A 26,352-nucleotide genomic window follows, 5' to 3' on the forward strand; every position below is an offset into this window, starting at 1 on the left:
ATGTATATGCAATATTAAAAATTTAGATATAAGGAATCAAATTTTTATTTAAATAAAAACTAATTTAAATGTAAGTCTTAAGGAAGTCCAAAATTGCTAATTTGAGGGGCTTTTTCATTTCTGTGTCATTAAAACTATAATTTTAATGACAGGTTGATTTTGAATTAAATCATGCCCTCTTTGCAATCTTTACTAGTAACTTTGCCATTTTTATGGTTAGATTTAAATGATACTTATTTTTTAAGGAGCAATTATTATTATGGAAATTAAATACTGGGCTGATATTGCTTGCCCATATTGTTATATTGGTATTACTCAATTACAACGGGCACTTGAAGAGCTAAAAATAGCTGATCAGAGGCCACTAGAATTTATGTCGTTTCAATTAGATCCGACATTACCAACAACAACAAATAAGTCAATGACTGAGTACTATGCACAAACGTATAAGCTAACTACTCAAGAAGCTTTATCTCAGCTTGAACAAATTGATAAAATGGCTGCTAACATTAATTTACCAATTAAAATGGAAGCTGCAATTCCCGTTAATACATTAGCGGCTCATCGATTAATCAAGTATGTCGAAAGCTTAAATAATCAAGCATTATTAAATAAAACCGTTAAACGTCTTTATCAGGTATATTTTAATGATAATAAGTCAATTGCTGACAATAAGGTTTTAACTAATGCAATGTCATCAATTGGATTACCCACTAATGACGTAAAAAGCGTCCTTGAATCTGGAAAATTTGAGACTGAAGTACGAAAAAACGAACGGCGCGCATTTATGATTGGTATGCCGAGTGCGCCTTTATTCGTCATTAATAACAAATATTCTATTACTGGTGCTCAACCTTATGAGGTGTTTTTAGAAGCATTGAAAAAAGTAATTAATAAAAATGCTTAATTAGCCACATGCTTTCACTCCCTCCTTGCACATTGTTAATTCTTTATAATAATTTATGTAACGAGTAAAATGGTCGTGAGGAGGTCTTTTATAATGAAAGTAACTAAGATAGTTGTTGGAATTATTATGATTGTACTCGCCATTATTATATTTGTTCAATCAATTGTAAAAGGATTTGGTAGCCCAATTTCAGCAATTCGGGTTTACGCTGGTACGGCAGAGCTTATTGTGGCACTTTTATATCTTGCTTCTGGAATTGTTTATATTGCTACCTGTGGAATCGATGGACTAGGCGGCGATATTGCAGGACTATCAATGATGTTAATAAGCTGGATTCTTGGCTTATTAACTTTTAAGATATACTTACCACTACAACTATGGGCATGGTTAGCATTAATTATTGGTGTAGGCTTTTTTGTATGGCATATCATATTAAATCGTGAATAAGCATTACTTTTAAATATAAAAAAGGCCGCTGTTAAGAAGCATTATTCTTAACAGCGGCTTAAATAATTGGGCTAGCTGGATTCGAACCAGCGCATGACGGTACCAAAAACCGTTGCCTTACCGCTTGGCTATAGCCCAATCATATGTGAATCTAAGTAGAATTATCTACTTAATGGAGGATACAGGGCTCGAACCTGTGACCCCCTGCTTGTAAGGCAGATGCTCTCCCAACTGAGCTAATCCTCCAAAAATGACCCGTGCGGGATTTGAACCCACGATACCAGCGTGAAAGGCTGGTGTCTTAACCACTTGACTAACGGGCCATATTAACATAACTAAAAGCGGGTAACGAGAATCGAACTCGCGACAACAGCTTGGAAGGCTGTGGTTTTACCACTAAACTATACCCGCATCTCAGCGACGAGTATAATAATATCAAGTAATGTTAGAAAAAGCAATACTTTTTTGTAAAAATATTTTATTTCTTTTTAAGTATTTGCACATTAAGTATTTACCATATTTAATAACTGTTACTCATAGTTTTCCCTTTCATTAATATGTAAAAAAGCACTTAAGAAGTTAGAAAACTTCTTAAGTGCTTTAGCCAGATCGGGAAAACAGGATTCGAACCTGCGACCCCCTGGTCCCAAACCAGGTGCTCTACCAAGCTGAGCTATTTCCCGAAAAAGTGCCGAGGACCGGGATCGAACCGGTACGGTTATCACTAACCGCAGGATTTTAAGTCCTGTGCGTCTGCCAATTCCGCCACCCCGGCATAATGAACTGGCTAAGCGGAAGACGGGATTCGAACCCGCGACCCCCACCATGGCAAGGTGATGTTCTACCACTGAACTACTTCCGCAAAAATGACCCGTGCGGGATTTGAACCCACGATACCAGCGTGAAAGGCTGGTGTCTTAACCACTTGACTAACGGGTCATATTAATATAATGTAACAAACAATTTCAACTTAAATTGTTAACTCGTCTTTCACAACGTTATTAATAATAACAAGTGATCTATAAAATAGCAAGAACTTTTTTAGATTTTTTTGATTAAAATAACCAACTAGCCATATAGAATGTTGCCTCCATAAATCTAAGCTTTATTTGTAAGCATTATTTAATAAGTCAATTGCTAAGCTTAAAAGGATTTATACACCATCGAAATTGATTATCTTAACGGCTATTTTGACCGCTATTTACGATTGAACTCGCTAATTATAAGCACTATACAACTACTTAAAGAAAGAGTAATTAGTTCTACAATCAAAATAAAACCAACTAAATATAGCTTTACTATTTCCTTTAGAATTGATAAAATATAACCTGTTCTGTTGTTAACGGGAAATAGCTCAGCTTGGTAGAGCACCTGGTTTGGGACCAGGGGGTCGCAGGTTCGAATCCTGTTTTCCCGATAGATTTTAGGTCGTTGAAAGTTATTCTTTCATGCGACTTTTTTTATTATTCATAGCTAGTACAAATTTTATAGGAGAATCGATAACATGGAAGCTGATAAATATTTGAATTTGATTCAGGAGGAATTAAAAAATCTTCCCGAATACGTTAATGAATATTATTTAGGAACTAATCATGCGGTTACAACAACGTATCAATATTTAACGGAAATTCGACGCTTCTTTGACTGGCTTAGATCAAGCGGGCTTGTTTCTGTTAACTCTAATAAAGATTTACCAATTAATACACTAGCTACTCTGCGAAGAAATGATGTTATGCTTTATATTGATTATTTACAGCATACGACCAACGCGCAGGGACGGTTAAACTCCCCTACCTCAATTAACCGATCAATTAACGCTTTAAGGTCGCTATATAAATTTTTAACTGTTACGGCTGATAATAATAACGGCGAGTCTTACTTTGATCGAAATGTCATGTTAAAAATTGATTCGCTTAATGATACAAAAACACTAAATTACCGTGCTCATACTCTTGCATCGCATATGTATCGAGGAGAAATGAAGTTTGATTTTATTAATTTTATCGAAAAAGAGTACCCCAACAAATGTGATAAGAGAGCTCTGCCTTCCTATAAAATAAATAAGGAACGCGATATTGCAATTATTGCGCTTATTCTTGGAACCGGAGTACGTGTTTCGGAAGCTGCCAGTGTAAACCTTGCCGATCTAAACTTGAAGCAATCTCTGCTTGATGTTACCCGAAAAGGAGGGCAGCGAGATTCTGTTCCAATTGCTCCATGGGCGGTTTCGTATATTCAATCTTACCAATCAATTCGTGCACAACGGTACCACGCATTGAAAAAAGATACAGCCTTCTTTCTAACTCTTTACCATCAGCAAACCCGCCGGATGACAGCTAATGCAATTGAGAAAATGGTTAAAAAGTATTCAACTGCATTTGGTCATCCACTTACTCCACATAAATTGCGCCATACGCTTGCGTCGGAAATGTATGAAGTAACAAAGGATCAGGTGTTAGTTGCGCAACAGCTTGGTCAAAAAGGTACTTCTGCCACCGATTTATATACTCATGTTGACCAAAAACAACAACGAGATGCACTTAAACAAATCAGTAAAACTTCTGATCAAAACAAATAATTGCTTTTGATTAATGACTATCTTCGGTATAATAGATGCTGGTGTATAATTTTTGATGGAGGAGAAAATTTTGGGCTTTATTACATCATTGTTTGGAAAAAGACAATATGTTTGTCCGTTTTGCCACGAGCACTATACATTCTCAGCATTCCATGCTCGCCGGCTTGCTGATAAAGATGGACAAATTCATTGCTATTATTGCCGCAAAGTCTTACAACAATTGCATTAGCCAATAATAGATATATTGTTTTTTACAAAATAAAAATTTTAAAACAAAAATCGCTAAGCTTTAAATTAAGCTTTAGCGATTTTTTGTTTCTACTAGTAGTAACGACGCTTGTTAACACCAGCAAGGCCAAACATACCAAGCAAGGTTGCTACACCTAATCCCATTACAGCCTTACTTGAACCGTTACCAGTTTGTGGTAAACGACCACTCTTGGTTTCTGGTTGTTTAGGATCTTCAGGTGTAACTGGAGTTTGAGGGGTTGAAGGCACTTCAGGAGTAGTTGGAGTATCTGGCGTCTTAGGTGTTGATGGTGTTTCAGGGGTAGTTGGCGTTTCTGGTGTCTTAGGTGTTGATGGCGTTTCAGGAGTAGTTGGAGTTTCCGGTGTTGCTGGATCATGTGGCTTTAATCCATAACCTCCAATTAAATCCCAATCAATCGGCTTACCCATTTCCCCAGGTAAAGCTGCTGTTTGTAACGTTCCAAGCATATCATTATTTTCACTGTTATCATTCCATACCCAGTTACCTTGATTAGTAGCTTGAGCTAAGACAATAGTAGTATTATCTGGATTTACTTGAACAATAAAGCTAGGTGCCCAAGTTGAATTCATTCCTTTACCTGCTACTTCCCCACGGTTAGTCATGTATGAAGTAATTAACAACTGATTTGCTTTACCTTTTACAGGTACTGCATAGTAGGAATAAGTTGCAGTTCGCCAATTTGCAGGAACTGATGCAGTTAAGACAACTCCAGAATCATTCAATGGCTTATATGGGCCAGTAAGACTATCTGAAACATAACCAATCATTGCTACGTTATCTCCAACAGTCTTATTAGCTTCATTAAGAATATCAATATTTGTACCCCGGCTCAAACGAGTGGCAGAGAAAAGGTAATATTTATCACCGAGTTTAACTACATTAGGGCGTTCAAGCTCATCGCTTACCATATTTGATGTAATTAATGGAGAATAAACTTCTTCTACTTGTGGATTTTTTTCATCGTTATTTAACTTAAGAATACCTAAAGCACCATTTGCAAAGATAGCCTTTTTATAATCAATATTTGTAGTATTAGTAAGATGGAATAAACTTTGAATATTGAATAAATCGTTTCCACCATAGTTTGACCAATTATAAAGTTGATTTTCACCTTGGTAATTTTCCGTTCCAGTGTTTCCCTCAAACACTAAATAACGATCACCATTTGGCATTTGGATAACATGAGCATCACGAAGAGTGTAGTTATCATCAAAGCTATTTACTTGTTTCCATTGGTCATATGTTTGATAGTGATAACCATCACCAGCAAAGACCACATGATTGTTATCTACTTTTTCAATGTGAACACCATTTTCATCAGCAGTTAAGTACATAGTTGCACTTGCCAGCTTCTGATGATTAATTGCATTATTTGTATCATTAATTGTATAGAAAAGTTGAATGGAATTATCTGAATTAACAATAGCAGATCCAGACCATTCTTGAGTTAATGAATTCTCATTATATCCAAAAATTGATCCTGCATTACGCCAATGTGAAAAGTCGTTATCTCCGTACTTGTTGTATAGCAAGTAAATGTGATTATCTTCATGGTGTGGTCGTCCCATCATCGCAATAACAAGTTGGTATCCATTCCAGTTAGAAACGTAACCAGTGACAGGATCTTGTACTGGCCAAGAATCCCAAATATCTAAATCAGCATACTCACCTGTTTCTGCATCTCGTGTATATGCTGCATCCATATTTCTAATTTGACTGGCATTAAAATACGGAATAGCATACCGCGGATCTTGTTTTACCAAGGCATCACCAATCTTTTTAAGGTCACTGTAAGTCATCTGTGTGCCAGCTTTGGCATTCTTAGAAAAGTTCACCTTATTCAATGCCTTAACTTGATCTTGGGTTAAACTAGCTGGGTCAATTCCAGCATTTTTTACAACGTTTTCTGCATCTTTATTTAGTTTAGAATTATTTTCTTTTTGTGGTGTGGCTTTTTCTGCATCTGCAGTTGAAGAATCCTTAGTATTTACAGGCGTTTCTGCATTATTTTCAGTATCTTTAACAGCTGGTGCAGCTTTTTGTCCATTATTATCTGTTACTTGTGCTGAATTAGCTACTTTGTTATCTGCACTGCTTGAAGAAGCAGATGAACTTGTAGCTGAATTAGTAGAATCAGCTACTTGGCTATTGGCCTTTTGTGCATTAGCAACAGAAGAATTACTACTTTCGCTAGTTGTTTCTTTAGCTGTGGCTGCACTAGATGCAGTAGTTTGACCACTACCTAATACAACGCTTTTAACAGCAACATTATTATCGTCAGTTGTAACTTTTACTGTAGATGATACATCAGTGCTTTCTGTATCAGTATTTGCAGATGCATTTACAGTTGTTGCTCCTAAAACTAAAGCAGCTGTTGAAAGTGTAACTACTGCCCAGTTTTTACCGCTCTTATACATTTTCTTATGTTCTTTGTGTTCTAGCATAGAAATAAACCCCATTTCTTTTGTTTTGCTTAACGTTTAACATTTTACTTTGTATTATTTTATTATGCTTTATATAAATTATCAATAATATTTTCACAAAACTTTCATATTTAAAGCCTCATTTTATATTTGTTTTCCATTTCCTTCTGAGACGAATCATAATGAACTACTACCCATCAGATTAAAGTTCATTTCGTCTCAGAGGGAATTTTGCTTTTTAGCCCTATTTTAAGTTTATTTTTAAATAAGTAAGACTCTTTTGATAAAAGAGTCTTACTTTAATGCTCTAGAAAGGCTGCTATAATAGGCTTTTAAAAAGCTATATTTTCATGTAAGACTGTTGTATAATTTTATTTAAAAAGTGTCTCACTTAAAATCAACCTATTTTTTGAGAAAAAAGGAGAATTTTCATCTTATGTTATATAACGCAGCATTGGTTTTAGAAGGTGGCGCATTCCGGGGACAATATACTGCCGGGATTGTTGACACCTTTCTTGCCCACCATATTGAATTCCGTAGTGTAATTGGTGTTTCAGCAGGTTCCCTTTGTGGGGTTAACTTTGTATCCAAACAATATGGTCGAGCAGCAAATATTAACATTAATCACCGTCATGACCGTAAATATATTTCTATGACCCGCGTATTTAAGAAACAGATAATTAACCTTGATTACCTATTTGAAGATCATGGATATTCCTGGCAAAACTTTAATGAGGCTGCATATCGTAGATCAGCATCGCATTTTACAGCTGTTGCTACTTCAGTTAAAACTGGGAAGACGGTTCTATTTACCGACCCAGTAGGTGACGAGCTTACAAGCGCACTAAAGGCTTCATCATCAATGCCATTTCTTTCAGATCCTCAAGAAACATCAAAGGGACCTTGCCTTGATGGCGGAATTACAGACTCTATTCCCTTTGATATTGCTCAACAACAGGGCTATGACAAAATAGTCGTCGTCCGTACAAGAGATGTTAAATATCGCAAGAAACCTTCTAGCTCAGCGGTAAAGAAGTTATATGACATGGTTTATAAAGACTATCCCGCTTTTGCGAAAGCTGGTATTAACCGGCCACTCCTTTATAATCAGCAAATTGCCGAAATAGACCGGTTAGTTAATGAAGGAAAATTATTTAACATTGCCCCTTCTAAGCCAATTAAAATTAAACGAATTGAAGGAAATGTTAAGAAAATTCGGGCATTATACGAAACTGGTCGTAAAGAAGGAGAAGAAATAATACCATCATTGGTTGAGTACCTGACAAATTAACAAAGGAAAAAATATTATGTCAACTAAAAAGCGGATTTATATCCCCAAAAATAAAACTAACGGTCAAATTAAAGGAAAACGTAAAATCTGGGTAGAAAACGTTAAATTTTTAACACTTGAAGAATACGATCAGTTAAGAGAAACAATCAAATTATCCTCCCGCCCTGAATTGGTTAATCGTAACTTACTATTAATCGCCATTGCTCTGAATAATGGCTTACGAGCCTCTGATGTTGTCACACTAAGAGTTGGGCACGTCCTTAATAAAACCAAAACACGGGTTATTGAGCAAAAAACAGGAAAAGCAAAAACCCTCTTTTGGAATAATTGTTTAGCTGAAATTATTGATTATCTTAATGATCTTGAATACCACGATGAAAATGACTACCTCTTTCCTGGAAAACAAGATGGTCATTTCTCAGTTCACGGTTTTTACGAAATGTTGCAACGAATGGCGCGAAAAACTGGTAATGATAAAATAATATCAAAAATTGGCACACACTCTTTCCGGAAAACATTCGGACGCCAATTATATAAAAAAGGGGTTAATGTTGAAATTATTTCTCAATTATTTAACCACTCATCTGAACGTAATACTCGGCACTATCTTGGAATCGAACAAGAAGACCTTGATAAGGTTGTTCAAAATTTCAAATTTGAATAATAACTATTTCAAATATTATGTAAACTAAAATATTTAGTCACTTTTCCTAATGGATTTAATATTATAATTCGTTATGATTAAACCATTATCAAGTATTGGATGTGTCTAAATGAATGTAAAAAATGTTCCAAAAAAGCAACTCTGGGGAATCGAATTAAACTTAATCTCTCTCCTATTCAGTAGTATCAGTCCGGTTCTCAATAAGTTTTCGCTTGTTGCTTTAAGTCCGGTTGTTGGCGGTATTTTTACTAGTATGTTTGCTGCGATTTTTGTTTTTGCAACCCTCATTATTACCCGTCAGCATGTTTCGCTGGGTAATCTAAAGAGTCCCTGGTTATGGATTTTAGGTGGAACAAATGCAATCGGTATTATTCTTCAATATATTGCATTATCCACTCTGAGTCCAATTACCGTTACCCTTATTGCGCGGATGTATCTTGTTTATGTTTTCTTTTTATCTTACATCTTCTTAAAAGAAAGAATTACAAAGTGGGATTGTCTAGCAATTATTCTCTGTATTTTAGGGTCCTTTTTTATCTCCGGTAGCCGACTCCAATTTAGTGATAATATTCTTGGCCTGGTTTGTGCATTCATCTACCCGCTAATGTATGCGGCTAATAATATTGTTGCTAAATACTTGGTTAGTGATGCTGAGCCTAGTAATGTTCTTTTTTACAATCACCTTACTTCAGCACTGTTGCTTTTCTGCTATGCACTCATAACAAGGACTACATTTAATAATCTTTCTGGTCAAGCAATCGCTTTTAATTTTGGCGGTGCATTCTTCAATGGATTCCTGTCCCTGCTCCTCTTCTATACGAGTCTAAGATTTATTACGGCTGGTAAAGCAAATATTGTGCGAGCACTCGGACCAGTGATTGTTATTATTTATTCTTCCTTTTTCTTCCCCGTTCAAGTAACTCCTTCTTTAATATTAGGAGCTATCCTTGTAATATCAGCAAGTACAATTGTCACTTTTACAAAGACAAAAACATATTAAAAGATCCAGGTATGCGAAATAATTCGGATATCTGGATCTTCTTATGTTTTAATATGCTTTTACTCGTCGACGATAAACAATGTAACGACGGAAAATGTATTGCCATGGTAAAGTTAGAGCATGAACCAATCGTGTATATGGGAAATACCCAAAAATTGCAAGACCACATAAAATATGAATCTTGTAAATTAGCGGAACTGACATCATTAATTGCCACTGTGGATTTAGAACAAATAGGCTTCTTACCCATGGGCTAATTGTTGTTCGGTAATTGTAGTCAATAAATGCGCCAGTAATGGTACATGTAAGTCCTAAAGCAATTGTAACTAACAATGCCCAGTCAACGATTATATCATTAATATCACTTGTCTTATAAACCCGTGAAATTGTCATGCGTCGATAAGTTAAAATAGCAATTCCAATAAATGCTAAAAGCCCAGCAGGAATCCCCATCATTAGCGAACCAAAAAGGTGGTACATGTGTTCCGTTATTCCAAAATATGCGGTCCAGCTGGCAGGAATAAACATCCCTAAACAATGCCCAAAGAAAGCTAAGATAATTCCAATGTGGAAAGTAACGCTTCCTATCATTAACCATTTCTTTTCAAAAAGTTCACTAGATTTAGCAGTTATTGAAAAGTGGAAGTATTTAAATCTTACAAAAGTTCCGATGAAAAATGACGCCAACATTATATACGGGTAGATTACCCATAGAAAAATCGACCAACCATCACTATGCATCTTCTTGCACCTCCATTTTAATACATGAACCGATTAGCGAACGTGTGAGTCTAATTAGCTGAATATATGGATTATCACTATCAGATACCGCATTCTTTAACAATGTATATGTTCCATCTTCGATAATGCTTAACGCTAATTGAATATCCTGTCGCCGCGGATCATTAGTGTAGTCGCCATATGCTAAAAATTCCAATAAAAGAGGTAGGTAGTCAGAAAGCTCGCTTGTTGCCTCTGATACGCCAAACATTTCATAAAGCATTTTTAGTCGTGCTAGAATTGTCCCCCGTTCACGTGAATCTGTCATTTTATAGTATGACATGTAAAGGGTATAACGCCGATTCATCTCAAAAAGATGAGCATACATCTCCTGCAATTCAATTGACGGCATACTCCCCAGCTCGTCAAATAAACTTAAGAGTTCGCCACGCGTTGCTGTGGACAAAGCACTATCGTTTAGTAAAAGTTGCCGAAACTCTGATGAAAAAGTATCAGTAACAGGATAATCAATCAATCGTGAGAGAATTGCAAAAGTATCCTTTAATTCGGTTAGTCGTTTAAAATCAATCACGCCAAATCCCTCCGTAAAAGCTATCGGCATAAATCTGATTAGTCGATTTTCCAGCTTCTGCTTTTTTAAACATACTCTTGTGCTGCGGAGCTAATGCACACCCTTCACATTCATCATAACCTAAACTTCCTTGTTCGGTTTGTGCATCATCTAGTTCTGCCTTTTTACTGCTTGGAATTACAAAGCGGTCTTCATACTTAGCAATGGCTAATAAACGGTAGAGTGAAGTTGCCCGTGCTTCTGTTAACCTGACTCGCTCTAACTTGCTTAAATCAAAGTCATGACCACTAGTCTTCGCCCGCATATATAGTCTCATCATTGCTAACTTATATAATGCTTGCTTAATAACCGGTACATTGCCAGCTGTTAAAAGGCTTGCTAAGTATTGAACCGGTACCCGCATTTGGTCAATACCAGGGAAGATCATTTCAGGATTCTTAATAGAATCACGACCTTCAAAGTAACTCATAACTGGAGATAGCGGTGGAATATACCACACCATCGGCATTGTTCGATATTCGGGATGAAGAGGAAAAGCAATCTTTTCTTTTACCGCCATCTTATAGATTGGTGATTTTTGAGCTGCTTCAATCATCTCTTCGGAAATGCCATCTTGACGAGCTTGCTTAACTATTTCAGGGTCATTAGGGTCTAAAAATAGTCCAAGTTGTGCTTCATACAGCTTACTTTCATCAAGTGTCGAAGCGGCCTCTTCAACTCGATCAGCATCATATAGAATAGCGCCAATGTACCGAATCCGTCCAACACAAGTTTCAGCGCAGACAGTGGGTTGCCCTTCTTCAATTCGGGGATAACAGAAAGTACATTTTTCGGCCTTATGAGTTTTCCAGTTAAAGTAAACTTTTTTATAAGGACAACCAGTCATACAGAATCGCCAGCCACGACATCTTTCTTGATCAACTAAAACAATCCCATCTTCGTCCCGTTTATACATCGCACCCGATGGACAGGAAGCTACACACGGTGCATTTAAACAATGCTCACATAAGCGAGGAAGGTACATCATGAATGCCTGTTCAAAGTTGTTTTTAATGTCTCCTTCGATTTTTTGCATATTAGGGTCTTGTGCTACATATTCAGTTGAGCCAGCTAAATCATCATCCCAGTTTGGACCAGTTGTCAGTTCCATTCCTTCACCAGTAATCTGTGATTTAGGCCGGGCGACGGGTTGATGCTTTCTTTCAGGACCAAATAGGGTCTTATAGTCGTAAGTCCAAGGCTCATAATAATTATCCAGCTCTGGCATATCATTATTATAAAAAATCTTACCAAGAGCAATTTTGTTTAGTTTACTTCCTGCACGTAATTTAAGTTTACCTTTTGAATCAAGTGTCCAACCACCATGGTATTGATCTTCATCTTCCCAGCGTTTCGGATAACCGACACCCGGTTTAGTTTCAACATTATTAAACCACATATATTCGGCACCGGGTCGATTAGTCCAAGTGTTTTTACAAGTTACTGAACAGGTATGACAACCAATACACTTATCGAGGTTTAAGACCATACTGATTTGTGCTTTAATCTTCACTCCAGTTCACCTTCTTAAGTTTTCTTACATTTGCATAAAGGTCCCGTTGATTTCCTGTTGGGCCGTAATAATTCCAACCATAACTCAGCTGACCATATCCGCCAACCATGTGCGTCGGTTTAACATGAATTTGTGTTGGTGCATTATGCGATCCACCACGGTTACCCGTAATCGATGAAAGCGGCTCATAGATTTCGCTATCTTGAGCATGGTACATATACATTGAACCTTCTGGCATTCTTACAGATACGACAGCCCGCGCGGTAACAACCCCGTTTCGGTTATAAACTTCAATCCAGTCATTATCTTTTACTTTAATTTTTTCAGCATCTACTGGACTAAGCCAGATTGTTGGCCCACCACGGAATAAGGTTAGCATTTCGAGGTTATCATAGTACATAGTATGGATGTTCCATTTACCATGAGGCGTCATATATTTAAGCGTTATTTCATCTTCCGCCGGTGAAACATCAACATCCCCGGGAGCCATAACTATTGGTGGCAAGGAAGGCTTATAGGTTGCTAATCCTTCACCAAATTCACGGAAAATCTCATGATCGATGTAGTAATGTTGCCGACCAGTCAAGGTTCTTGTTGGCACATTTCGTTCGGTCATTAAGGAGAATGGGGTATACCTTGCACCACCATGCTTAGCAGAAGTGCCAAGCGGGGTTGGATATGCTTCTTGCGGTTGCGCGGTAATTTGCTTAAATGACATTGAATCATCAGCATGGCCTCGGCCGATATCCGTTAATTTTTCACCGGTTCTAGCCTGCTTCTTTTGCCAAGCGAGATCGGCAAGTTTTCCATTTGAAGCAGTCGACATCCGCAAAATAGCATCACAGACTTTCTCATCTTCATCAAGCAATGGACAGCCTGCACCAATTCCGTCGCTTGCTACCCCATTCATCCCCTTTAAGTATTCATACTGATCTTTGACATCGTAAGGATAATTATTAACAATATTAGGACCAAGTGTAATGAATTTATCATAAATTGTGGTGTAGTCCCGTGGGATAAGCTTAAGGGATGGCATTGTCTTTCCAGGAATTGGCTCTGTTTCGCCTTTCTTCCAATCCTTGATTTCACCATATGGCTGGGCAATCTCACCCGGCGTATCGTGACCAAGCGGTGCGCTCTTTAGGTCATAATGAGTACCTGGCATATATTTCTTTGCCATTTCAGCAACCGCCTTAGCAAGAAGCTTGAATTGTTGCCAATCAGACTTTGATTCCCACATTGGACTAACAGCAGCATTAAACGGGTGAATATATGGGTGCATATCGGTTGATGAAAGATCCTTCTTCTCATACCATGTTGCGGCTGGTAATACAACATCTGAATACATTGGTGTCGAAACCATCCGGAAATCCATATCAACGACAAGGTCTAACTTTCCAACAGCAGCTTTATCATGCCAAACCATATCTTGCGGTTTAACACGATCATTAGGTCTAGCCAGCAACCCATTTTCTGCCCCGAGCAAGTGCTTCATAAAGTATTCGGAGCCCTTTCCAGAAGAGGCAAAGAGGTTTGAACGCCATAAGAAGAAAGCTTTAGGTTGATTTTCTTTTGCATCAGGATCTTCTGCAGCAAAATGAAGCGAACCCTTCTTTAGTTCTTCAACGACCTTCTTTGAAATCTCGTTGATATCCGTTGTGTTGTAATCCTTCGCAAAGGAGAGCGGGTTACGGTTAAACTGTGGATAAGAAGGTAACCAGCCCAACCGAATTGCCATCTGATTGTAATCGGCATTATGCATGTAAGAATGCTTACTCTTCCATACAGGCGATTTTTGTGCTTGATTATCAATTTCTTCGTAACGCCACTGGTCAGTAGCAAAGTAGTACCAAGTAGTTCCCTGCATTTGCCGGGCACCGCCTTTTTCCCAGTCGTTAGCAAAGGTTATATTAGCCCAGCCTTCTTGTGGTCGAAGTTTCTCTTGACCAACATAGTGAGCCCATCCACCACCAGTCATTCCGACACAACCACAAAGCATTAACATATTAATAATGTTTCGATAGTTCATGTCAGCATTAAACCAGTGGTTAACGCCTCCGCCCATGATAACCATACTGCGTCCTTCATTCTCTGCTGCATTTTGCGCAAATTCACGCGCAATTTGGATAACTTGTTTTGCTTTCACTCCCGAACGGCTTTCCTGCCAGGCTGGCGTGAAGTAACTATTAGCATCCATGGCATCCTTCGCAGCTAAATCGTCATTACCGGTTCTGTTAATTCCCATTTGAGCCATCATTAAGTCATAAACATTAGTGACTAAGTGCTCCTGTCCATCGGTAAATTTAATCTTCTTCACTGGCAAATGACGTTGAACAACGCTATTTCCTTTATTACTGAATGCAGGGAAGTCGGCAACAACTTGTTCTGTTTCACCTGCTTGTTCATTAATTGAAAGTGCTGGATCAATCTTATTGCCGTCTTGGTCGACAAGGTCTAGATTCCATTTTTCCTGTTTGTCATATTCCTGGCCCATCGTCCCGTTTGGAACAACAATCCGCTGGTTATTTCGATCGTAAACAACCGTCTTCCATGCTGGATTAACAATTGTATCATCTTCAACTAGGTCATTAATTCGAACAAAGCGACCAGCGGTATAATGGCCTGCATTGGCTGTACTTTCCTCTAACTCAACTAAGAATGGAAGGTCTGTAAAGCGTTTTGAATAATCTATAAACCGTTTAACCGGATGTTTCTGATAAAACTCATCTAAGATTACATAAGTCATCGCTTGAGCAACTGCTGAATCACTACCAGGATGTGGCGCTAACCAATCATCGGCAAATTTTACATTTTCAGCATAGTCAGGACTAACTGCAACGATCTTAGCTCCCTTATACCGGGCTTCTGTCATAAAGTGAGCGTCTGGTGTCCGGGTTAGGGGTACATTTGAGCCCCACATTATAATGTAAGAACTGTTATACCATTCAGCGGATTCAGGGACATCAGTTTGTTCACCCCATACTTGCGGGGATGCAGGTGGTAAGTCGGCATACCAATCATAGAAACTCATTTGTTCGCCACCAAGCAGTGCAATGAAACGCGCACCTGCACTAAAACTCATCATTGACATTGCAGGGATTGGGGTAAATCCACCGATTCTATCGGGACCATATTTTTTAATTGTGTATAAGCACGCGGCGGCAATCATTTCTAACGCTTCATAACGGTGTACCCGAATTAATCCGCCGTGACCACGAACACTTTTATATTTTTTAGCCTTCTCCGGGTCTTCAACAATACTTCCCCAGGCTTCCAATGGATTTTGGTGTTCTTTTTTCGCTGCTGTCCAAAGTTCCCATAGCTTACCACGGATATAAGGATATTTTATCCGCACGGGACTATATTCGTACCATGAAAAGCTTGCTCCCCGTGGACATCCCCGTGGTTCGTATCCTGGAATATTTGGTCCGCATGACGGATAATCAGTTGCCTGATGTTCCCAAGTAATGATTCCTTGTTTAACATAGACATTCCATGAACATGAACCCGTACAGTTAACACCATGAGTTGTTCGTACGACTTTATCATGTGCCCATCGCTGGCGGTAAAGCTTTTCCCAACGACGATTATTTTCTTCAAGTTGTGTAAAGGTTCCATTAAACTTATCAACTTTATTAAAGAACCGTGATTTCATCGTTGATTGACCTCCTTTATTGGATGGCTTACCAATATTAAAACAAAGTAAGTCTTTTCCCTAATGTAAAGACTATCATCATTCCTGCTATACTACGACTAGGGAAATACCTATATTTTTTACTAGATGAGGTGCTAATAGACATGAACCGTTATGATCGTCAAGAAAGGGTCCGCCAGATTGGCCATGTTGGTCAGCAAAAAATAAGTCAGTCTGCAATAATGATCGCTGGTGTTGGAGCACTGGGAAGTTATGCGGCTGAACAGCTTGTCCGTGCTGGGATCAGAAAACTCATTTTAGTTGATCCTGATACCGTTGATATTACTAATCTTCAACGGCAATCACTTTTTACCGAAGCTGATGCACAACAAAAACGGCTAAAAGTTGAAGTGGCAAAAGAACACCTATCGAAAATTAATTCTAAGTGTCAAGTTATTGCGATTCCAGCGCCCCTTTCCGCCGACCTTATTGAAGAACACCAATTTAACCTTTGCCTTGACTGTTTAGATAACTATCAAGCACGTGACCTTTTGAATAAATTGGCAATTTCAAATCGGTTTGATTATCTATTTGCTAGTTGCGCTGGAACATATGGTAATGTAATGGCGATTTCGCCGACCGCTCATCCCTGTTTAAATTGTCTTTTTCCTAATCTTGAGGAATTAAAACAAAATGATTGCGACCTAATTGGGGTAAATACCGCCTTGATTCCGGTTGTAGCTGGTTTACAAGTGTCATTAGCACTTCATTATCTTGTTGATAAGACCCAGGTTAATTTTAACGAGCTGATTACTATTGATAACTGGTCAATGCAGTTTACTAAATTCAAAATTTCTAAGAACCATCAATGCCCTACTTGTACACCCCCTTATAATTTTGAATTTAATGAGCCTGAACAAGAATTACATATGCTATGTGGAGAGAATGCTTTTTATACGGTAAAAAAGGAAGCAGTTAATTTTAAGGCGGTTCAAGAAATATTAATGCGCAAGAGACTGTTAGTAAGTGCTAATCAAATGTTTTTACATTTTAAATGGTACGATCGTCCAGTTAGTCTCTTTAAGAATGGTAAGATTGTAATGTATAACTTGCCAAATTTGACTATTGCCCGGCAACAATTACAATCACTAAATGTTTTAATGAAAGAAGATGCAAAATGAAAAAAGTTGCAATTTTAACAGTAAGCGATAGCCGAACCCTGGATAATGATACCTCGGGAAAGCTGATTGCAGAAACAATGATAAATAATGGCTTATCGTTATTAACCCGCGTTGTTGTTAATGATGATATCGTTAATATCCAGACGGCTTATCTTCAATTAGAGCAAGCAAGTCCTGATATCATTATTACTAATGGCGGAACAGGGATTGCTCAACGAGATGTTACAATTCCAGCTATTAGGCCCTTACTTGCAAAAATCATCCCTGGATTTGGTGAAGCCTTTCGCCAAATTTCCTTCGCAGAGATTGGGACCCGGGCATTGGCATCGCAAGCCCTTGCTGGTTTTAATTATCGCAATCAGCTTACCTATTGTTTACCAGGGTCTAAGAATGCTTGCCGCACTGCATTAGACAAATTAATTCTGCCCGAGTACGACCATTTATTATTTGAAAGCAGCGCTCAACGAAAGGAAGTCCATCATCATGCTCACTAGAAGAACCCCTATTTCTGTTGCTGATGCACAGGAGAAAATCAATGCAATCCCGTTAAAAACTGAAACAGAAGTCGTTGCTCTTACCTCCGCAAACCATCGTATTTTAGCAGAAGATATTCATGCACCTTATGACTATCCCCACTTTCGCCGTGCCGGTATGGATGGATATGCAATCTTAGCGAGTGATGATCATGATTATCCTCGTGAGTTTACTGTTCGCGGAGAAATTCAAGCTGGGGCAACATGGGATACACCTTTGCATTCTGGGGATGCCGTCCGAATTATGACCGGAGCATATGTTCCCAAAGACGCCGGTAAAGTAATCCGAATTGAAAAAACGCGGCCCGCTGATGATCAGACAAAGGTGCAAATCATTACTACTGAAGAAAAAAGTAATATTACTGAAGCTGGAACAGATGTTAAAAACGGGGATATTATCTTACCTAAAAATCAAGAAATCAATCCGGGAGGTCTTGCGGTATTAACTGCATTTGGCGTGCAGGCAGTTAAAGTTTATAAGAAACCGCGGATTGCAATTATCGCTACGGGGACTGAGTTACTTGCTGCCAATGACCAGATTGAACCTGGAAAAATCTTCAATAGTAATGGAATCATGCTAAAAAATTTAGTGGAAGAGACTGGCGGCATTGTTGACTTTGAAACCCAGTTGCCAGATAATGCAGCCCTCATTAAACAAACTCTTGAAGAACAAATGGCTACTCATGAAATCGTAATTACTGACGGCGGCGTTTCGGTGGGTGATTTCGATTATATTGGTGATGAGGCGCGAAAAGCAGATCAATTACTATTTAATAAAATTAAGCAGCGGCCTGGAAGTGTGACAACCGCCTTTGTTCAGAATAATACATTAGTAATGGCCTTATCTGGTAACCCCGGTGCATGTTTTACCGGTTTCTACCTATATATGGAGCCGTTAATCCGTCGTTATCAACATCAGGCCAGCCGGATTAAACACGTTCGGGCCATTTTAGCTGCCCCATATAATAAAACTAATGGATTTGACCGGTACCTTCGTTGTACTTATGAATTCAAGAACAATCAATTTTATGTTTACCCAAACGGAATAAATCGTTCTGGTTCATTAGCAAACCTGCAAACAACAACCTGCTTAGCCCTAATCCCTCATAGCACTACGCCAATGAAAGTCGGCACGGAGACAGATGCATGGCTATTACCTTTCAAATAATCGGTCATAAGAAAAGCGGGAAAACACTCATTACTACTTCTTTAATTAAAAAGTTAACCTTGGCTGGGTATAGTGTGGCAGCAATTAAACACGATGCCCATCATGCCGCAATGGATATTCCTGGGACCGATAGCGATCGAATGAGCAGTGCTGGCGCATCACAGGTTATCCTCCAATCAGAGACTGGCTTGTTTTTTCATCAAGAAGGTCATGTTCCCTCCTTGCCAGCAATGGTTGATTTTCTCGGCAGAACTGCAGACTTTGTTTTAATTGAGGGGCATAAGGAAGCAATTCTGTATCCCCGGCTTCTCCTACTTAAGCCGTACGAAAAGCCTAATGAAATTTTGACTACCCAGCCCGTCAAAACCGGGACGCTTTTTGATAATCAATACGCGGAATTAGTAGGTCAAAATGAAATTATCGATTGGTGTTTTAATTACTTAAAGCAGGTTAAGGAGACAAAATAATGATCGGATTAGTTTATGCCGGAGGAAACTCTAAGCGGTTTGGTCAGGATAAAGCAACTTATCAGGTTCCTGGATTGCCAGCTTCTAACATTCAATTAGCTGTTACCAAGTTGGAACTATTTTGTAGTCGGGTACTGGTATGTGCGAATAGCCATAACGAAGCACAAATAAAGCAATTACTTGGTACTGACGCGCTTGTAAAAGTTATTTGTGATGTTCATCCTTTTGATCATCATGGTCCCCTTTCCGCTATTTTTGCTGCTACTGCTCAGTTTTCTAATAGCCAGGATTACCTTTCTGTAGCAGTCGATTATCCTTATATAAAAAGGGCAACGCTTAATTGCTTGGCTCACACTCCTCAATCATATATTGCTACCAGTAAACATAATCACTATGCATTAGCTCATTTTAGAATTACTAATTACCAGGTTAAACAATGGCTAAGGAATGATAATTGGCGATTACACACTTTTATCACTGATATATGCGGTTGCCAGCCACTTATTTATAAATCAACTAAGGAATTTTCTAACCTAAATTATCAAGGGGTCAATCAACAACATGAAAAATAAAGATACAATGACAAATCCAGATTTCCAAAAACTAATCGCCCTCGTCCTAAATGATTTAGCAATTAGACGGACGATGCTCGAAAATCGGGAACAAGAAGTAAGCCAGCAAATGAGTTCACTTGAAAAGGATGCTGAACTAGAACAATTAGATGATCAGATTCAACAAGTACAAGCTGACTTTGATCATTACCGTGAGTTTCAAGATCCGCAATTTAACTTTAATGCTACTAAGTATCTTCAAGGACCTTCAATGGGCTTACCACGCCGTCCCCAATAAGATTACTGTGCTGCTATTATTAACTAAGAGGTTGAGAGCACTTCTCAATCTCTTTTTGTATATGGTCGCTTTCATTGCAACAATTTAGGGAAAGCGTTATTATATAAAATAGGAATATTTTATTAGGTGTTGGAAAATTTGCTTGGGGAGGCAACTAATCATGCTTGAGATAGCTAACTGGATACAAACGTATTTTAATCAATCACCAGATGCAATTTTTTTATTTAAAAATGATGACCTCCTTGTAAGCAATCAACCAGCACAAAGATTAGTGTCAGTGTTAAACTTAGACACTAATTATCTCCTTCAGCTTGGTAAAAACGCTTGGTCGCAGCTTAGCAACGATGACTGTGCATCTTGTTTAATAAAGAAAAGATTAAAAGGTGCCACCATTCCATTAACTTTTCATCAATCAGCAGGCCACCCTTTACATTTTTCAATGATTTACCGGCCTCTTGATGAAAAAGAATCCGTTTATGCCCTCACGTTAGAAAATCGTGAGCAGCAACAACGGTTATCGCAGGTTGAAGAACAGCGGCTTCTCAATAAGTACGTTGCTGAAGCGCATGAAAAAGAAAGACAAAAAATCTCGCAAGACCTTCATGATAGTGTTGCCCAGGGAATTTATGCAGCAATAATGGGTATTCAACGATTAGCGTCTGTTCCAAATGACAATCGGCAACAAGTGCAAAACATCAGTACAGCAATCGAGAAACAATTATATGCCACCCTTAAGGAAATTAAGGGACTAGCACTAGATATTCGCCCTTCCGTTCTTGATAATTTTGGGTTAGTTGCGGCAATTAAGGGCTTAGCGCAACGGCTACAAGCAAGTACAGGTATTACGATCAACGTTATCGCATTAACAGCTGCTGATAAATTAGCAACTAGTATCCAAAACGTTCTTTACCGAATAACGCAAGAAGCGATTAACAATGCAATTAAACACGCCCATTCAACAGAAATTAATATAATTATTACCAATCATAATAACTATCTTCAATTAGAAGTCTTAGATAATGGACACGGCTTTGACGTTCACCAGCAGAATGGATTCAACGGCCACTCGCTTGGATTGATGAACATGAATGAACGTGTTAAAGCGTATAATGGTGCTTTTACGATTAAATCAAAAATTAATAAGGGAACTGCTGTTACAGTAAAATTTCCTTATAATAACATAGGCAAGGATATGGTGAAAGAAAATGTATAACGTTTTAGTGGCTGACGATCATGCAATTGTGCGCTCAGGAATTTCATATTTGGTTGACCTGCAATCTAATTTTACCGTTGTTGATGGAACGGCAAGCGGTACTGATACATACATCCGTGTTGAACAAGGCGGAATTGACGTTCTAATCATGGATCTTAGTATGCCTCCTGGTGAAAACGGCCTAATTACAACCCGCCGCATCCATGATAAATTTCCTAAAGTCCGAATTATCATTCTTTCTATGCATGAAGAGCAGGAATATATTAATAAAGCGATGGCAAACGGTGCGATGGCGTATATTCTCAAAAGCTCACCTGATACTGAAATTATTAAAGCTTTGCAGCACGTCATCAATGGTGAAAAATATTTAGATGCTAATATTATTGTCAGTAAAAAGGATATTAAAGAAATTAATGCTTCAGGAAATACCTTAAATTTAAAGGGATACAATAGCCTCTCAAAAAGAGAAAAAGAAGTATTTCCCTTAATTGCTCTGGGATACTCAAATAAGGAAATTTCAGAAAAGATGTTTATTTCAACTAAAACCGTTGAGGCTCATAAAGCTAATATTTCGCGAAAACTTCACCTCCATAGCCGCGTTGATTTAGTCCAATATGCTATTCATCACCATTTAATTGACTTTTAATAACGGGGATCCTGAAATAAGAGGAATCCCCGATTTTATTTATAGAAAAGTTTTTTTACAATAAAGAAAATACTACGTGAAGGAGAATATTTTTATGGCCACCAACTTAAGTCACGATGATGAACTACGAGGACTTCTTAGCGACATCGCTCGAAAGCGCTTTACTAACAGTCGCCAAGTAAATCCGGTTTCAAATCTTTTCCTTACAGCAAAAGATGCCGTCGAACACCAATACATTTCTGGAGCAGTTATTGATGAGACATTTAGCAGTACGTTGGCAGAAATGAATTTAAAAAATGCCGTCTTAACTGAACACGGTCGCAATAAGCTGGCCGAACTCTTAGACCATGCCACAAAGGAGCCTTAATATGGATATTCAAGCTAGATTGAAACGGGACTATGAAAATAAGTCAATTTATACAGCTGGCTTTTATGCTGATCCAGATAATGATTTAGAAAACCGTAAAAAGTTATTCGATGCATTAAAATCATTGACCGAAAATCAGGAACCAACAGCGCCTTTTGCCCTCCAAATGATGTTAACTAATAGCGAAATTAATGTTATGCCTTTGGGACTAGTGGATTTAGATGAACTAAAAGAGTTTGAAAACGAACAACGATCAATTCATGGCCTTCATGATCACACTGAATCACTCCCGCTTATAATTCAATACTCCCCTCATACTGACAAAGCGAAAGTAATTAAAAAAAGAGTGGGAACTGTTCAAGAACTGTTTTCTAACTTTAACCAGCAGATTGAAAAGGTCTGGCAAGTTATTAAAGAATTTATGCAGGCTAACTTTACAATTCTTACTACTATTGAAAACGATCTTATTGCCGACAGTTGCAATGTTAAGCAAGAATACTTAACTACTTTTTCAAAAATGACAGAAGCTGAACGAGAAGAAAAACTAGGCTTTAGCGTTCCTGAAGCAGAAATTAACCAGTTCTGTTCTTATATGAGTGATATGCATGAAGTCCAAGCAGTCGTTTTATCAGCGGGATCATTTGCCAATCACGAATTATTAGGCAAGAATACCTTTACTGAAATGCTAAGTGACAATATTCGCCGAAGCACACTCTTTTGGGTACTTGATAACACCTTTTATGAAATTTACTATTACTTCTACATGAGCAACGAGAATGATAAGCTCCATAAAAGGCTCAAACATCAGCGAGAAACATTGATTGTTAATATGCGAAATGATGCCTTTCATCGTGCGCAAGAGCTTACTGCAAAACAGGTTAAGAAATTCGACTTCAATGAATACCTTACTGATATTTTCATCCCAGTTGCCGAACAAATTATCGCGGAAGTAAATAAGTTTAAGGACTGATATTGTGAATATAACCCCTGATGAACGGCTAACAGATGCCTTAGTAACGATCATTAATCAATTTCCGCCAATGGTTCAGGAAATGATTACTTTACCTGTTGAGGAGAACGAACGCAATTTAAGGCTGCTAGTTTTTGAATATTTTAGTTATCTTAGTCCTAAAGATCTCACAATTGACCAAATTACCGCTGCCCAATTGCCGGAATTAATATCATTAGCGCTCGATTCCAATCCCCCATCCTTTCAACCAGACAAATTAACGCCGGCTGAACTAGCTGCTCAGAAAGCATCCTCTTATATTGCTAACTATTTAATGAGCCGGTATGTTCATATGTTACAGACAGTTGGCAATCCGCCACAGGTTATTAATGAATTAACGACCGATGCTGGTGACATAATGTTAGCTCAAATTCAACGATTGCAGTTTAACTACAATCAACAATTCAAGGTTGCCGATTATCTGGCTGATATAAAAGCACGAAACGGGCTCCTGACGGCAATGACCGCAAAACAAAGCGCTACCCTTAGCGAGGCTAGTCCAGATATAGTATCACTTGCCAGCCAAATTGGACAGGCAATCGGAACCGTCAGCTATATTAAGCACGAAATGGACCAGCTTAATCATGATAAGGAATTCTTTAACAAGACAATTCTTGCAGGACAGTATCCGTTAGCCTTATTATTTGCACGGCAAAAAGATCCGCAGTGGTTTGATAACTTTTTTGCACAAACTCATCGGCCTTCGCCAAAAATGTTTGAAGATGCCTACCAGTTGACCCTTGAGCAGTCCAGTCAGGTTAAACAACTAACAAATGATATCTATTCCCAATTAATTCTTGATATTAAGGTTCTTCCACGTGGTCGTTCGCAAGAAGCACTGCTTAATTTAATTAATATGATGAATAAATAACTATAAGAACTCAAAAAACACGGCTAAGAAATTTTTCCTAGTCGTGTTTTTATTCAAGTCTTATTTAACGATGTGCACATCGCCGTGAATATAATGCTTCCATAAAGCAAACCAGCAAATTATACCAGTCAATGCGAGTAGTGCAATTCCGAGTTCATAACTGCCAGTCCACTGATAGATGTAACCAATAATCAGCGGTGGGAAGAATCCTCCCAATCCACCAACGGCACCGACAAATCCTGTTACTGCACCGGTATTACCTTTTGAAACGTAAGGCACCATTTTGAAGACAACACCATTACCAATCCCTGCTGAAAGACCTACTAATACGATGCCGGCAATAAACATGAACTGGTTATGGAAACTAAGCATAATCCAAATTGCAAAGATAATAATTGCTATAAAGACCCATTGTAACAAAGTCATCGGCCGCTTTTTATCAGCCATGTAGCCACCTACTGGCCGAACCAGGGTACAAACAAAAGCAAACAGGGCCGAATAAAGTCCGGCGGTCACCGGCGTATAATGAAACATCCCTGTTAAGAATGTTGGGGTTAGGTTTGTGAAGGCAACGAATAAACCAAATGTAAGGAAGTAGAATAATGAAAGGTACCATGTTCCACTATCTTTGGCAACTGATAATGCCCCGCTAATAGTCTTACTTTTATCCACTGGCATTTCCTTACAAAAAATGGCAAAAAGAACACCAAAGATAACCGTAAGAAGAATTAAGAAGTAGTAGACACTATCAAAACCGGCAGCTTTCGAAATATATGGTAAAGTCATTGCAGCCACTGCGTTTCCCATGTTCCCCATCGAAACAATTCCCAGAGCTAATCCTTGTTGTTCTGGCGGAAACCATACCGAAGCATAAGATACCCCAACGGCAAATGATGTTCCAGACATCCCGACAAGTAACGCTGCAAATAATAGCATTCCAAATGAATGAACGTGCGGAATCATAATCAACGGAATCAAGATAAAAGCCATTAGAATTAAATAAACCTTTTTCCCGCCATAACGGTCACTTAAAATCCCCACCGGAATTCGCATAATTGAACCCAAGAGAACAGGCGTTGCCAATAGCAATGTCCGTTGAGATACATCTAAATGAAACATCTCAGCAACTTGGGATGCAAGCGGGGCAAAGTTTGACCACGACATAAAACAAACAATCATTGCAAGTGTAGAAAGGATTAACGCCGTATATGCGTTACGCCTACTACCATGAGCAACATCTTTAACACTCGACATAATCAAGTCCTCCTATGAAAAAAATAATTATCCCTCAAAAGATACTAGCCACCACTGACAGGCGGGATGATTGCAATCTCATCATTTGCTTTGAGTATAACTTCCTCATCGTTGATAAATTCTTGATTAACTGCTAATCGTGAATTTGCTAAAGTTGATGATAGTTGGGGAGCCTGTTGACTTATTTGGTTAAGAAGGCTTTTTATGCGGACAGGATTAGTGACCTCAACAGTAATTGATGGTCCTAATTGATCTTGTAAAAATGCAAAAAGTCTAATTTTAACTTCCATTAGTTTCCCCACCTTATCTTGTCTGTATCATATTCTTTTTTCCAGATTGGTACTTCATGTTTAAGAGTATCGATGACATACTGACACCATTTAAACGCTTCTGCGCGGTGCGGGGCTGCCACCCCAACAAACACGGCAATATCGGAAAGGACTAATTGACCAGTGCGATGTGCAACAACAACTCGCCCGCCCTGTTGTTCAATCGGTGCCGCAATTTTTTCTAATTGTTTTTCTGCCATCGGATGATAGGCTGAATATTCAATCTTAGTAGTTTCGATTTCACCAGTCCACTGACGAACAGTCCCAACAAACATATCAATTCCACCATACTCTGGAGCAACTAACTGTTGATACATCTCACCAACATCAATGGGGGCATCACTTATCCGTAAATAATGCAACTATAATCACCCACCTTTATCATT

General features: G+C 38.4%; 26 protein-coding genes and 9 tRNA genes. 19 read left to right on the forward strand and 16 right to left on the reverse strand.

Translation table 11 applies throughout. From position 1 onward, the window contains the following. The first annotated feature begins 259 nt into the window (after window positions 1–259). A complete protein-coding gene (locus H5S41_RS05240) occupies window positions 260–907 on the forward strand; it encodes a DsbA family oxidoreductase (protein ID WP_182602595.1) in 648 nt (215 codons plus the stop codon). Between the two features lie 93 nt (window positions 908–1,000). Then, a complete protein-coding gene (locus H5S41_RS05245) occupies window positions 1,001–1,354 on the forward strand; it encodes a hypothetical protein (protein ID WP_182602596.1) in 354 nt (117 codons plus the stop codon). 66 nt (window positions 1,355–1,420) lie between these two features. Here the strand turns inward: H5S41_RS05245 and H5S41_RS05250 are convergent. The 8 genes from H5S41_RS05250 to H5S41_RS05285 all read right to left on the reverse strand — a co-directional run bounded on the left by H5S41_RS05250 (window position 1,421) and on the right by H5S41_RS05285 (window position 2,293). Next, window positions 1,421–1,492, reverse strand: a tRNA-Gln gene (locus H5S41_RS05250). 35 nt (window positions 1,493–1,527) lie between these two features. Beyond that, window positions 1,528–1,600: transfer RNA gene (locus H5S41_RS05255), tRNA-Val, on the reverse strand. Between the two features lie 5 nt (window positions 1,601–1,605). Further along, window positions 1,606–1,677 (reverse strand) — tRNA-Glu (locus H5S41_RS05260). Window positions 1,678–1,694: 17 nt separating this feature from the next. Then, a tRNA-Gly gene (locus H5S41_RS05265) sits at window positions 1,695–1,765 on the reverse strand. A 198-nt stretch (window positions 1,766–1,963) separates the two neighbouring features. Then, a tRNA-Pro gene (locus H5S41_RS05270) sits at window positions 1,964–2,037 on the reverse strand. Between the two features lie 6 nt (window positions 2,038–2,043). Then, window positions 2,044–2,129 (reverse strand) — tRNA-Leu (locus tag H5S41_RS05275). 15 nt (window positions 2,130–2,144) lie between these two features. Beyond that, window positions 2,145–2,216, reverse strand: a tRNA-Gly gene (locus tag H5S41_RS05280). Between the two features lie 5 nt (window positions 2,217–2,221). Beyond that, a tRNA-Glu gene (locus H5S41_RS05285) sits at window positions 2,222–2,293 on the reverse strand. Window positions 2,294–2,697: 404 nt separating this feature from the next. Here H5S41_RS05285 and H5S41_RS05290 point away from each other — a divergent pair. From H5S41_RS05290 to H5S41_RS05300, 3 genes are all read left to right on the forward strand, one after another. Beyond that, a tRNA-Pro gene (locus H5S41_RS05290) sits at window positions 2,698–2,771 on the forward strand. Window positions 2,772–2,858: 87 nt separating this feature from the next. Further along, window positions 2,859–3,932 (forward strand): tyrosine recombinase XerS, encoded by a 1,074-nt coding sequence (gene xerS, locus H5S41_RS05295; protein ID WP_182602597.1) that lies wholly within the window; start codon window positions 2,859–2,861, stop codon window positions 3,930–3,932. Between the two features lie 70 nt (window positions 3,933–4,002). Beyond that, window positions 4,003–4,161: a hypothetical protein gene (locus H5S41_RS05300; RefSeq protein WP_163704001.1), complete on the forward strand. Its 159-nt coding sequence runs from the start codon at window positions 4,003–4,005 to the stop codon at window positions 4,159–4,161. 92 nt (window positions 4,162–4,253) lie between these two features. Here the strand turns inward: H5S41_RS05300 and H5S41_RS05305 are convergent, their stop codons facing one another. Then, window positions 4,254–6,647 (reverse strand): glycoside hydrolase family 68 protein, encoded by a 2,394-nt coding sequence (locus H5S41_RS05305; RefSeq protein WP_182602598.1) that lies wholly within the window; start codon window positions 6,645–6,647, stop codon window positions 4,254–4,256. 415 nt (window positions 6,648–7,062) lie between these two features. Here H5S41_RS05305 and H5S41_RS05310 point away from each other — a divergent pair, with 415 nt between their 5' ends. The 3 genes from H5S41_RS05310 (at window position 7,063) to H5S41_RS05320 (ending at window position 9,581) form a co-directional block, all read left to right on the forward strand. After that, a complete protein-coding gene (locus H5S41_RS05310) occupies window positions 7,063–7,917 on the forward strand; it encodes a patatin-like phospholipase family protein (RefSeq protein WP_182602599.1) in 855 nt (284 codons plus the stop codon). A 16-nt stretch (window positions 7,918–7,933) separates the two neighbouring features. Continuing rightward, the gene (locus H5S41_RS05315; RefSeq protein ID WP_153709567.1) at window positions 7,934–8,581 is read left to right on the forward strand and encodes a site-specific integrase; all 648 of its coding nucleotides are present in this window, start codon (window positions 7,934–7,936) and stop codon (window positions 8,579–8,581) included. A gap of 109 nt (window positions 8,582–8,690) precedes the next feature. Then, complete coding sequence (locus tag H5S41_RS05320) at window positions 8,691–9,581, forward strand: DMT family transporter (RefSeq protein WP_182602600.1); 891 nt, start codon at window positions 8,691–8,693, stop codon at window positions 9,579–9,581. 48 nt (window positions 9,582–9,629) lie between these two features. Here H5S41_RS05320 and narI read toward each other — a convergent pair whose 3' ends face one another. The 4 genes from narI to H5S41_RS05340 are packed head-to-tail and all read right to left on the reverse strand — an operon-like array spanning window position 9,630 to window position 16,100. Further along, on the reverse strand, window positions 9,630–10,322 hold the full coding sequence (narI, locus tag H5S41_RS05325; RefSeq protein WP_182602601.1) for a respiratory nitrate reductase subunit gamma: 693 nt from the start codon (window positions 10,320–10,322) through the stop codon (window positions 9,630–9,632). Then, complete coding sequence (gene narJ / locus H5S41_RS05330) at window positions 10,315–10,893, reverse strand: nitrate reductase molybdenum cofactor assembly chaperone (RefSeq protein WP_182602602.1); 579 nt, start codon at window positions 10,891–10,893, stop codon at window positions 10,315–10,317. Before narJ ends, narI begins: the two co-directional genes overlap by 8 nt. Next, on the reverse strand, window positions 10,886–12,445 hold the full coding sequence (narH, locus tag H5S41_RS05335) for a nitrate reductase subunit beta (protein ID WP_182602603.1): 1,560 nt from the start codon (window positions 12,443–12,445) through the stop codon (window positions 10,886–10,888). Before narH ends, narJ begins: the two co-directional genes overlap by 8 nt. Then, window positions 12,435–16,100, reverse strand: a complete 3,666-nt coding sequence (locus H5S41_RS05340; protein WP_182602604.1) for a nitrate reductase subunit alpha — start codon at window positions 16,098–16,100, stop codon at window positions 12,435–12,437. The genes narH and H5S41_RS05340 overlap by 11 nt, the downstream gene beginning before the upstream one ends. A gap of 143 nt (window positions 16,101–16,243) precedes the next feature. On the opposite strand from H5S41_RS05340, the gene H5S41_RS05345 reads away from it, so the two are divergent. From H5S41_RS05345 to H5S41_RS05395, 11 genes are all read left to right on the forward strand, one after another. Next, window positions 16,244–17,260, forward strand: a complete 1,017-nt coding sequence (locus H5S41_RS05345; RefSeq protein WP_182602605.1) for a HesA/MoeB/ThiF family protein — start codon at window positions 16,244–16,246, stop codon at window positions 17,258–17,260. After that, window positions 17,257–17,754 (forward strand): MogA/MoaB family molybdenum cofactor biosynthesis protein, encoded by a 498-nt coding sequence (locus tag H5S41_RS05350; protein WP_182602606.1) that lies wholly within the window; start codon window positions 17,257–17,259, stop codon window positions 17,752–17,754. The genes H5S41_RS05345 and H5S41_RS05350 overlap by 4 nt, the downstream gene beginning before the upstream one ends. Further along, complete coding sequence (locus H5S41_RS05355) at window positions 17,744–18,961, forward strand: molybdopterin molybdotransferase MoeA (protein ID WP_182602607.1); 1,218 nt, start codon at window positions 17,744–17,746, stop codon at window positions 18,959–18,961. Before H5S41_RS05350 ends, H5S41_RS05355 begins: the two co-directional genes overlap by 11 nt. After that, window positions 18,940–19,428, forward strand: a complete 489-nt coding sequence (mobB, locus tag H5S41_RS05360; protein ID WP_182602608.1) for a molybdopterin-guanine dinucleotide biosynthesis protein B — start codon at window positions 18,940–18,942, stop codon at window positions 19,426–19,428. Before H5S41_RS05355 ends, mobB begins: the two co-directional genes overlap by 22 nt. Then, window positions 19,428–20,000, forward strand: coding sequence for an NTP transferase domain-containing protein (locus tag H5S41_RS05365; RefSeq protein WP_182602609.1), 573 nt, complete (start codon window positions 19,428–19,430; stop codon window positions 19,998–20,000). The genes mobB and H5S41_RS05365 overlap by 1 nt, the downstream gene beginning before the upstream one ends. Next, window positions 19,990–20,277: a hypothetical protein gene (locus H5S41_RS05370; protein ID WP_182602610.1), complete on the forward strand. Its 288-nt coding sequence runs from the start codon at window positions 19,990–19,992 to the stop codon at window positions 20,275–20,277. The genes H5S41_RS05365 and H5S41_RS05370 overlap by 11 nt, the downstream gene beginning before the upstream one ends. Window positions 20,278–20,437: 160 nt before the next feature. Beyond that, the gene (locus H5S41_RS05375; RefSeq protein ID WP_182602611.1) at window positions 20,438–21,490 is read left to right on the forward strand and encodes a sensor histidine kinase; all 1,053 of its coding nucleotides are present in this window, start codon (window positions 20,438–20,440) and stop codon (window positions 21,488–21,490) included. Further along, window positions 21,483–22,136 (forward strand): response regulator, encoded by a 654-nt coding sequence (locus tag H5S41_RS05380; RefSeq protein WP_153709555.1) that lies wholly within the window; start codon window positions 21,483–21,485, stop codon window positions 22,134–22,136. Before H5S41_RS05375 ends, H5S41_RS05380 begins: the two co-directional genes overlap by 8 nt. 94 nt (window positions 22,137–22,230) lie before the next feature. Beyond that, window positions 22,231–22,503 carry a hypothetical protein gene (locus H5S41_RS05385; RefSeq protein ID WP_182602612.1) on the forward strand — a complete coding sequence of 91 codons (273 nt, stop codon included), beginning with the start codon at window positions 22,231–22,233 and terminating at the stop codon, window positions 22,501–22,503. 1 nt (window position 22,504) lies between these two features. Continuing rightward, window positions 22,505–23,473, forward strand: a complete 969-nt coding sequence (locus tag H5S41_RS05390; protein ID WP_182602613.1) for a hypothetical protein — start codon at window positions 22,505–22,507, stop codon at window positions 23,471–23,473. Window positions 23,474–23,477: 4 nt separating this feature from the next. Continuing rightward, a complete protein-coding gene (locus H5S41_RS05395; protein WP_182602614.1) occupies window positions 23,478–24,383 on the forward strand; it encodes a polyprenyl synthetase family protein in 906 nt (301 codons plus the stop codon). 60 nt (window positions 24,384–24,443) lie between these two features. Here H5S41_RS05395 and H5S41_RS05400 read toward each other — a convergent pair whose 3' ends face one another. From H5S41_RS05400 to H5S41_RS05410, 3 genes are read right to left on the reverse strand one after another with little or no spacing between them, the layout of a single operon-like run. Further along, window positions 24,444–25,637: a nitrate/nitrite transporter gene (locus tag H5S41_RS05400; protein WP_153709552.1), complete on the reverse strand. Its 1,194-nt coding sequence runs from the start codon at window positions 25,635–25,637 to the stop codon at window positions 24,444–24,446. A 44-nt stretch (window positions 25,638–25,681) separates the two neighbouring features. Beyond that, a complete protein-coding gene (locus tag H5S41_RS05405) occupies window positions 25,682–25,927 on the reverse strand; it encodes a MoaD/ThiS family protein (RefSeq protein ID WP_182597833.1) in 246 nt (81 codons plus the stop codon). After that, complete coding sequence (locus H5S41_RS05410; protein ID WP_182602615.1) at window positions 25,927–26,328, reverse strand: molybdenum cofactor biosynthesis protein MoaE; 402 nt, start codon at window positions 26,326–26,328, stop codon at window positions 25,927–25,929. Before H5S41_RS05410 ends, H5S41_RS05405 begins: the two co-directional genes overlap by 1 nt. Window positions 26,329–26,352: the final 24 nt, after the last annotated feature.

Source organism: Limosilactobacillus albertensis (genome assembly GCF_014145555.1).
Taxonomy (GTDB): Bacteria; Bacillota; Bacilli; order Lactobacillales; family Lactobacillaceae; genus Limosilactobacillus; species Limosilactobacillus albertensis.

Excerpts from the sequence above, each read along its gene's own strand:
- H5S41_RS05365 (WP_182602609.1), top strand. The coding sequence starts at position 19,428 with ATGATCGGATTAGTTTATGCCGGAGGAAACTCTAAGCGGTTTGGTCAG.
- H5S41_RS05375 (WP_182602611.1), top strand. The coding sequence starts at position 20,438 with ATGCTTGAGATAGCTAACTGGATACAAACGTATTTTAATCAATCACCA.
- H5S41_RS05310 (WP_182602599.1), top strand. The coding sequence starts at position 7,063 with ATGTTATATAACGCAGCATTGGTTTTAGAAGGTGGCGCATTCCGGGGA.
- H5S41_RS05400 (WP_153709552.1), bottom strand. The coding sequence starts at position 25,637 with ATGTCGAGTGTTAAAGATGTTGCTCATGGTAGTAGGCGTAACGCATAT.
- mobB (WP_182602608.1), top strand. The coding sequence starts at position 18,940 with ATGGCTATTACCTTTCAAATAATCGGTCATAAGAAAAGCGGGAAAACA.
- H5S41_RS05390 (WP_182602613.1), top strand. The coding sequence starts at position 22,505 with ATGGATATTCAAGCTAGATTGAAACGGGACTATGAAAATAAGTCAATT.
- H5S41_RS05380 (WP_153709555.1), top strand. The coding sequence starts at position 21,483 with ATGTATAACGTTTTAGTGGCTGACGATCATGCAATTGTGCGCTCAGGA.
- H5S41_RS05240 (WP_182602595.1), top strand. The coding sequence starts at position 260 with ATGGAAATTAAATACTGGGCTGATATTGCTTGCCCATATTGTTATATT.
- H5S41_RS05350 (WP_182602606.1), top strand. The coding sequence starts at position 17,257 with ATGAAAAAAGTTGCAATTTTAACAGTAAGCGATAGCCGAACCCTGGAT.
- H5S41_RS05320 (WP_182602600.1), top strand. The coding sequence starts at position 8,691 with ATGAATGTAAAAAATGTTCCAAAAAAGCAACTCTGGGGAATCGAATTA.
- narI (WP_182602601.1), bottom strand. The coding sequence starts at position 10,322 with ATGCATAGTGATGGTTGGTCGATTTTTCTATGGGTAATCTACCCGTAT.
- H5S41_RS05385 (WP_182602612.1), top strand. The coding sequence starts at position 22,231 with ATGGCCACCAACTTAAGTCACGATGATGAACTACGAGGACTTCTTAGC.
- H5S41_RS05245 (WP_182602596.1), top strand. The coding sequence starts at position 1,001 with ATGAAAGTAACTAAGATAGTTGTTGGAATTATTATGATTGTACTCGCC.
- H5S41_RS05355 (WP_182602607.1), top strand. The coding sequence starts at position 17,744 with ATGCTCACTAGAAGAACCCCTATTTCTGTTGCTGATGCACAGGAGAAA.
- xerS (WP_182602597.1), top strand. The coding sequence starts at position 2,859 with ATGGAAGCTGATAAATATTTGAATTTGATTCAGGAGGAATTAAAAAAT.
- H5S41_RS05305 (WP_182602598.1), bottom strand. The coding sequence starts at position 6,647 with ATGCTAGAACACAAAGAACATAAGAAAATGTATAAGAGCGGTAAAAAC.
- H5S41_RS05315 (WP_153709567.1), top strand. The coding sequence starts at position 7,934 with ATGTCAACTAAAAAGCGGATTTATATCCCCAAAAATAAAACTAACGGT.
- H5S41_RS05370 (WP_182602610.1), top strand. The coding sequence starts at position 19,990 with ATGAAAAATAAAGATACAATGACAAATCCAGATTTCCAAAAACTAATC.
- H5S41_RS05345 (WP_182602605.1), top strand. The coding sequence starts at position 16,244 with ATGAACCGTTATGATCGTCAAGAAAGGGTCCGCCAGATTGGCCATGTT.
- H5S41_RS05340 (WP_182602604.1), bottom strand. The coding sequence starts at position 16,100 with ATGAAATCACGGTTCTTTAATAAAGTTGATAAGTTTAATGGAACCTTT.
- H5S41_RS05405 (WP_182597833.1), bottom strand. The coding sequence starts at position 25,927 with ATGGAAGTTAAAATTAGACTTTTTGCATTTTTACAAGATCAATTAGGA.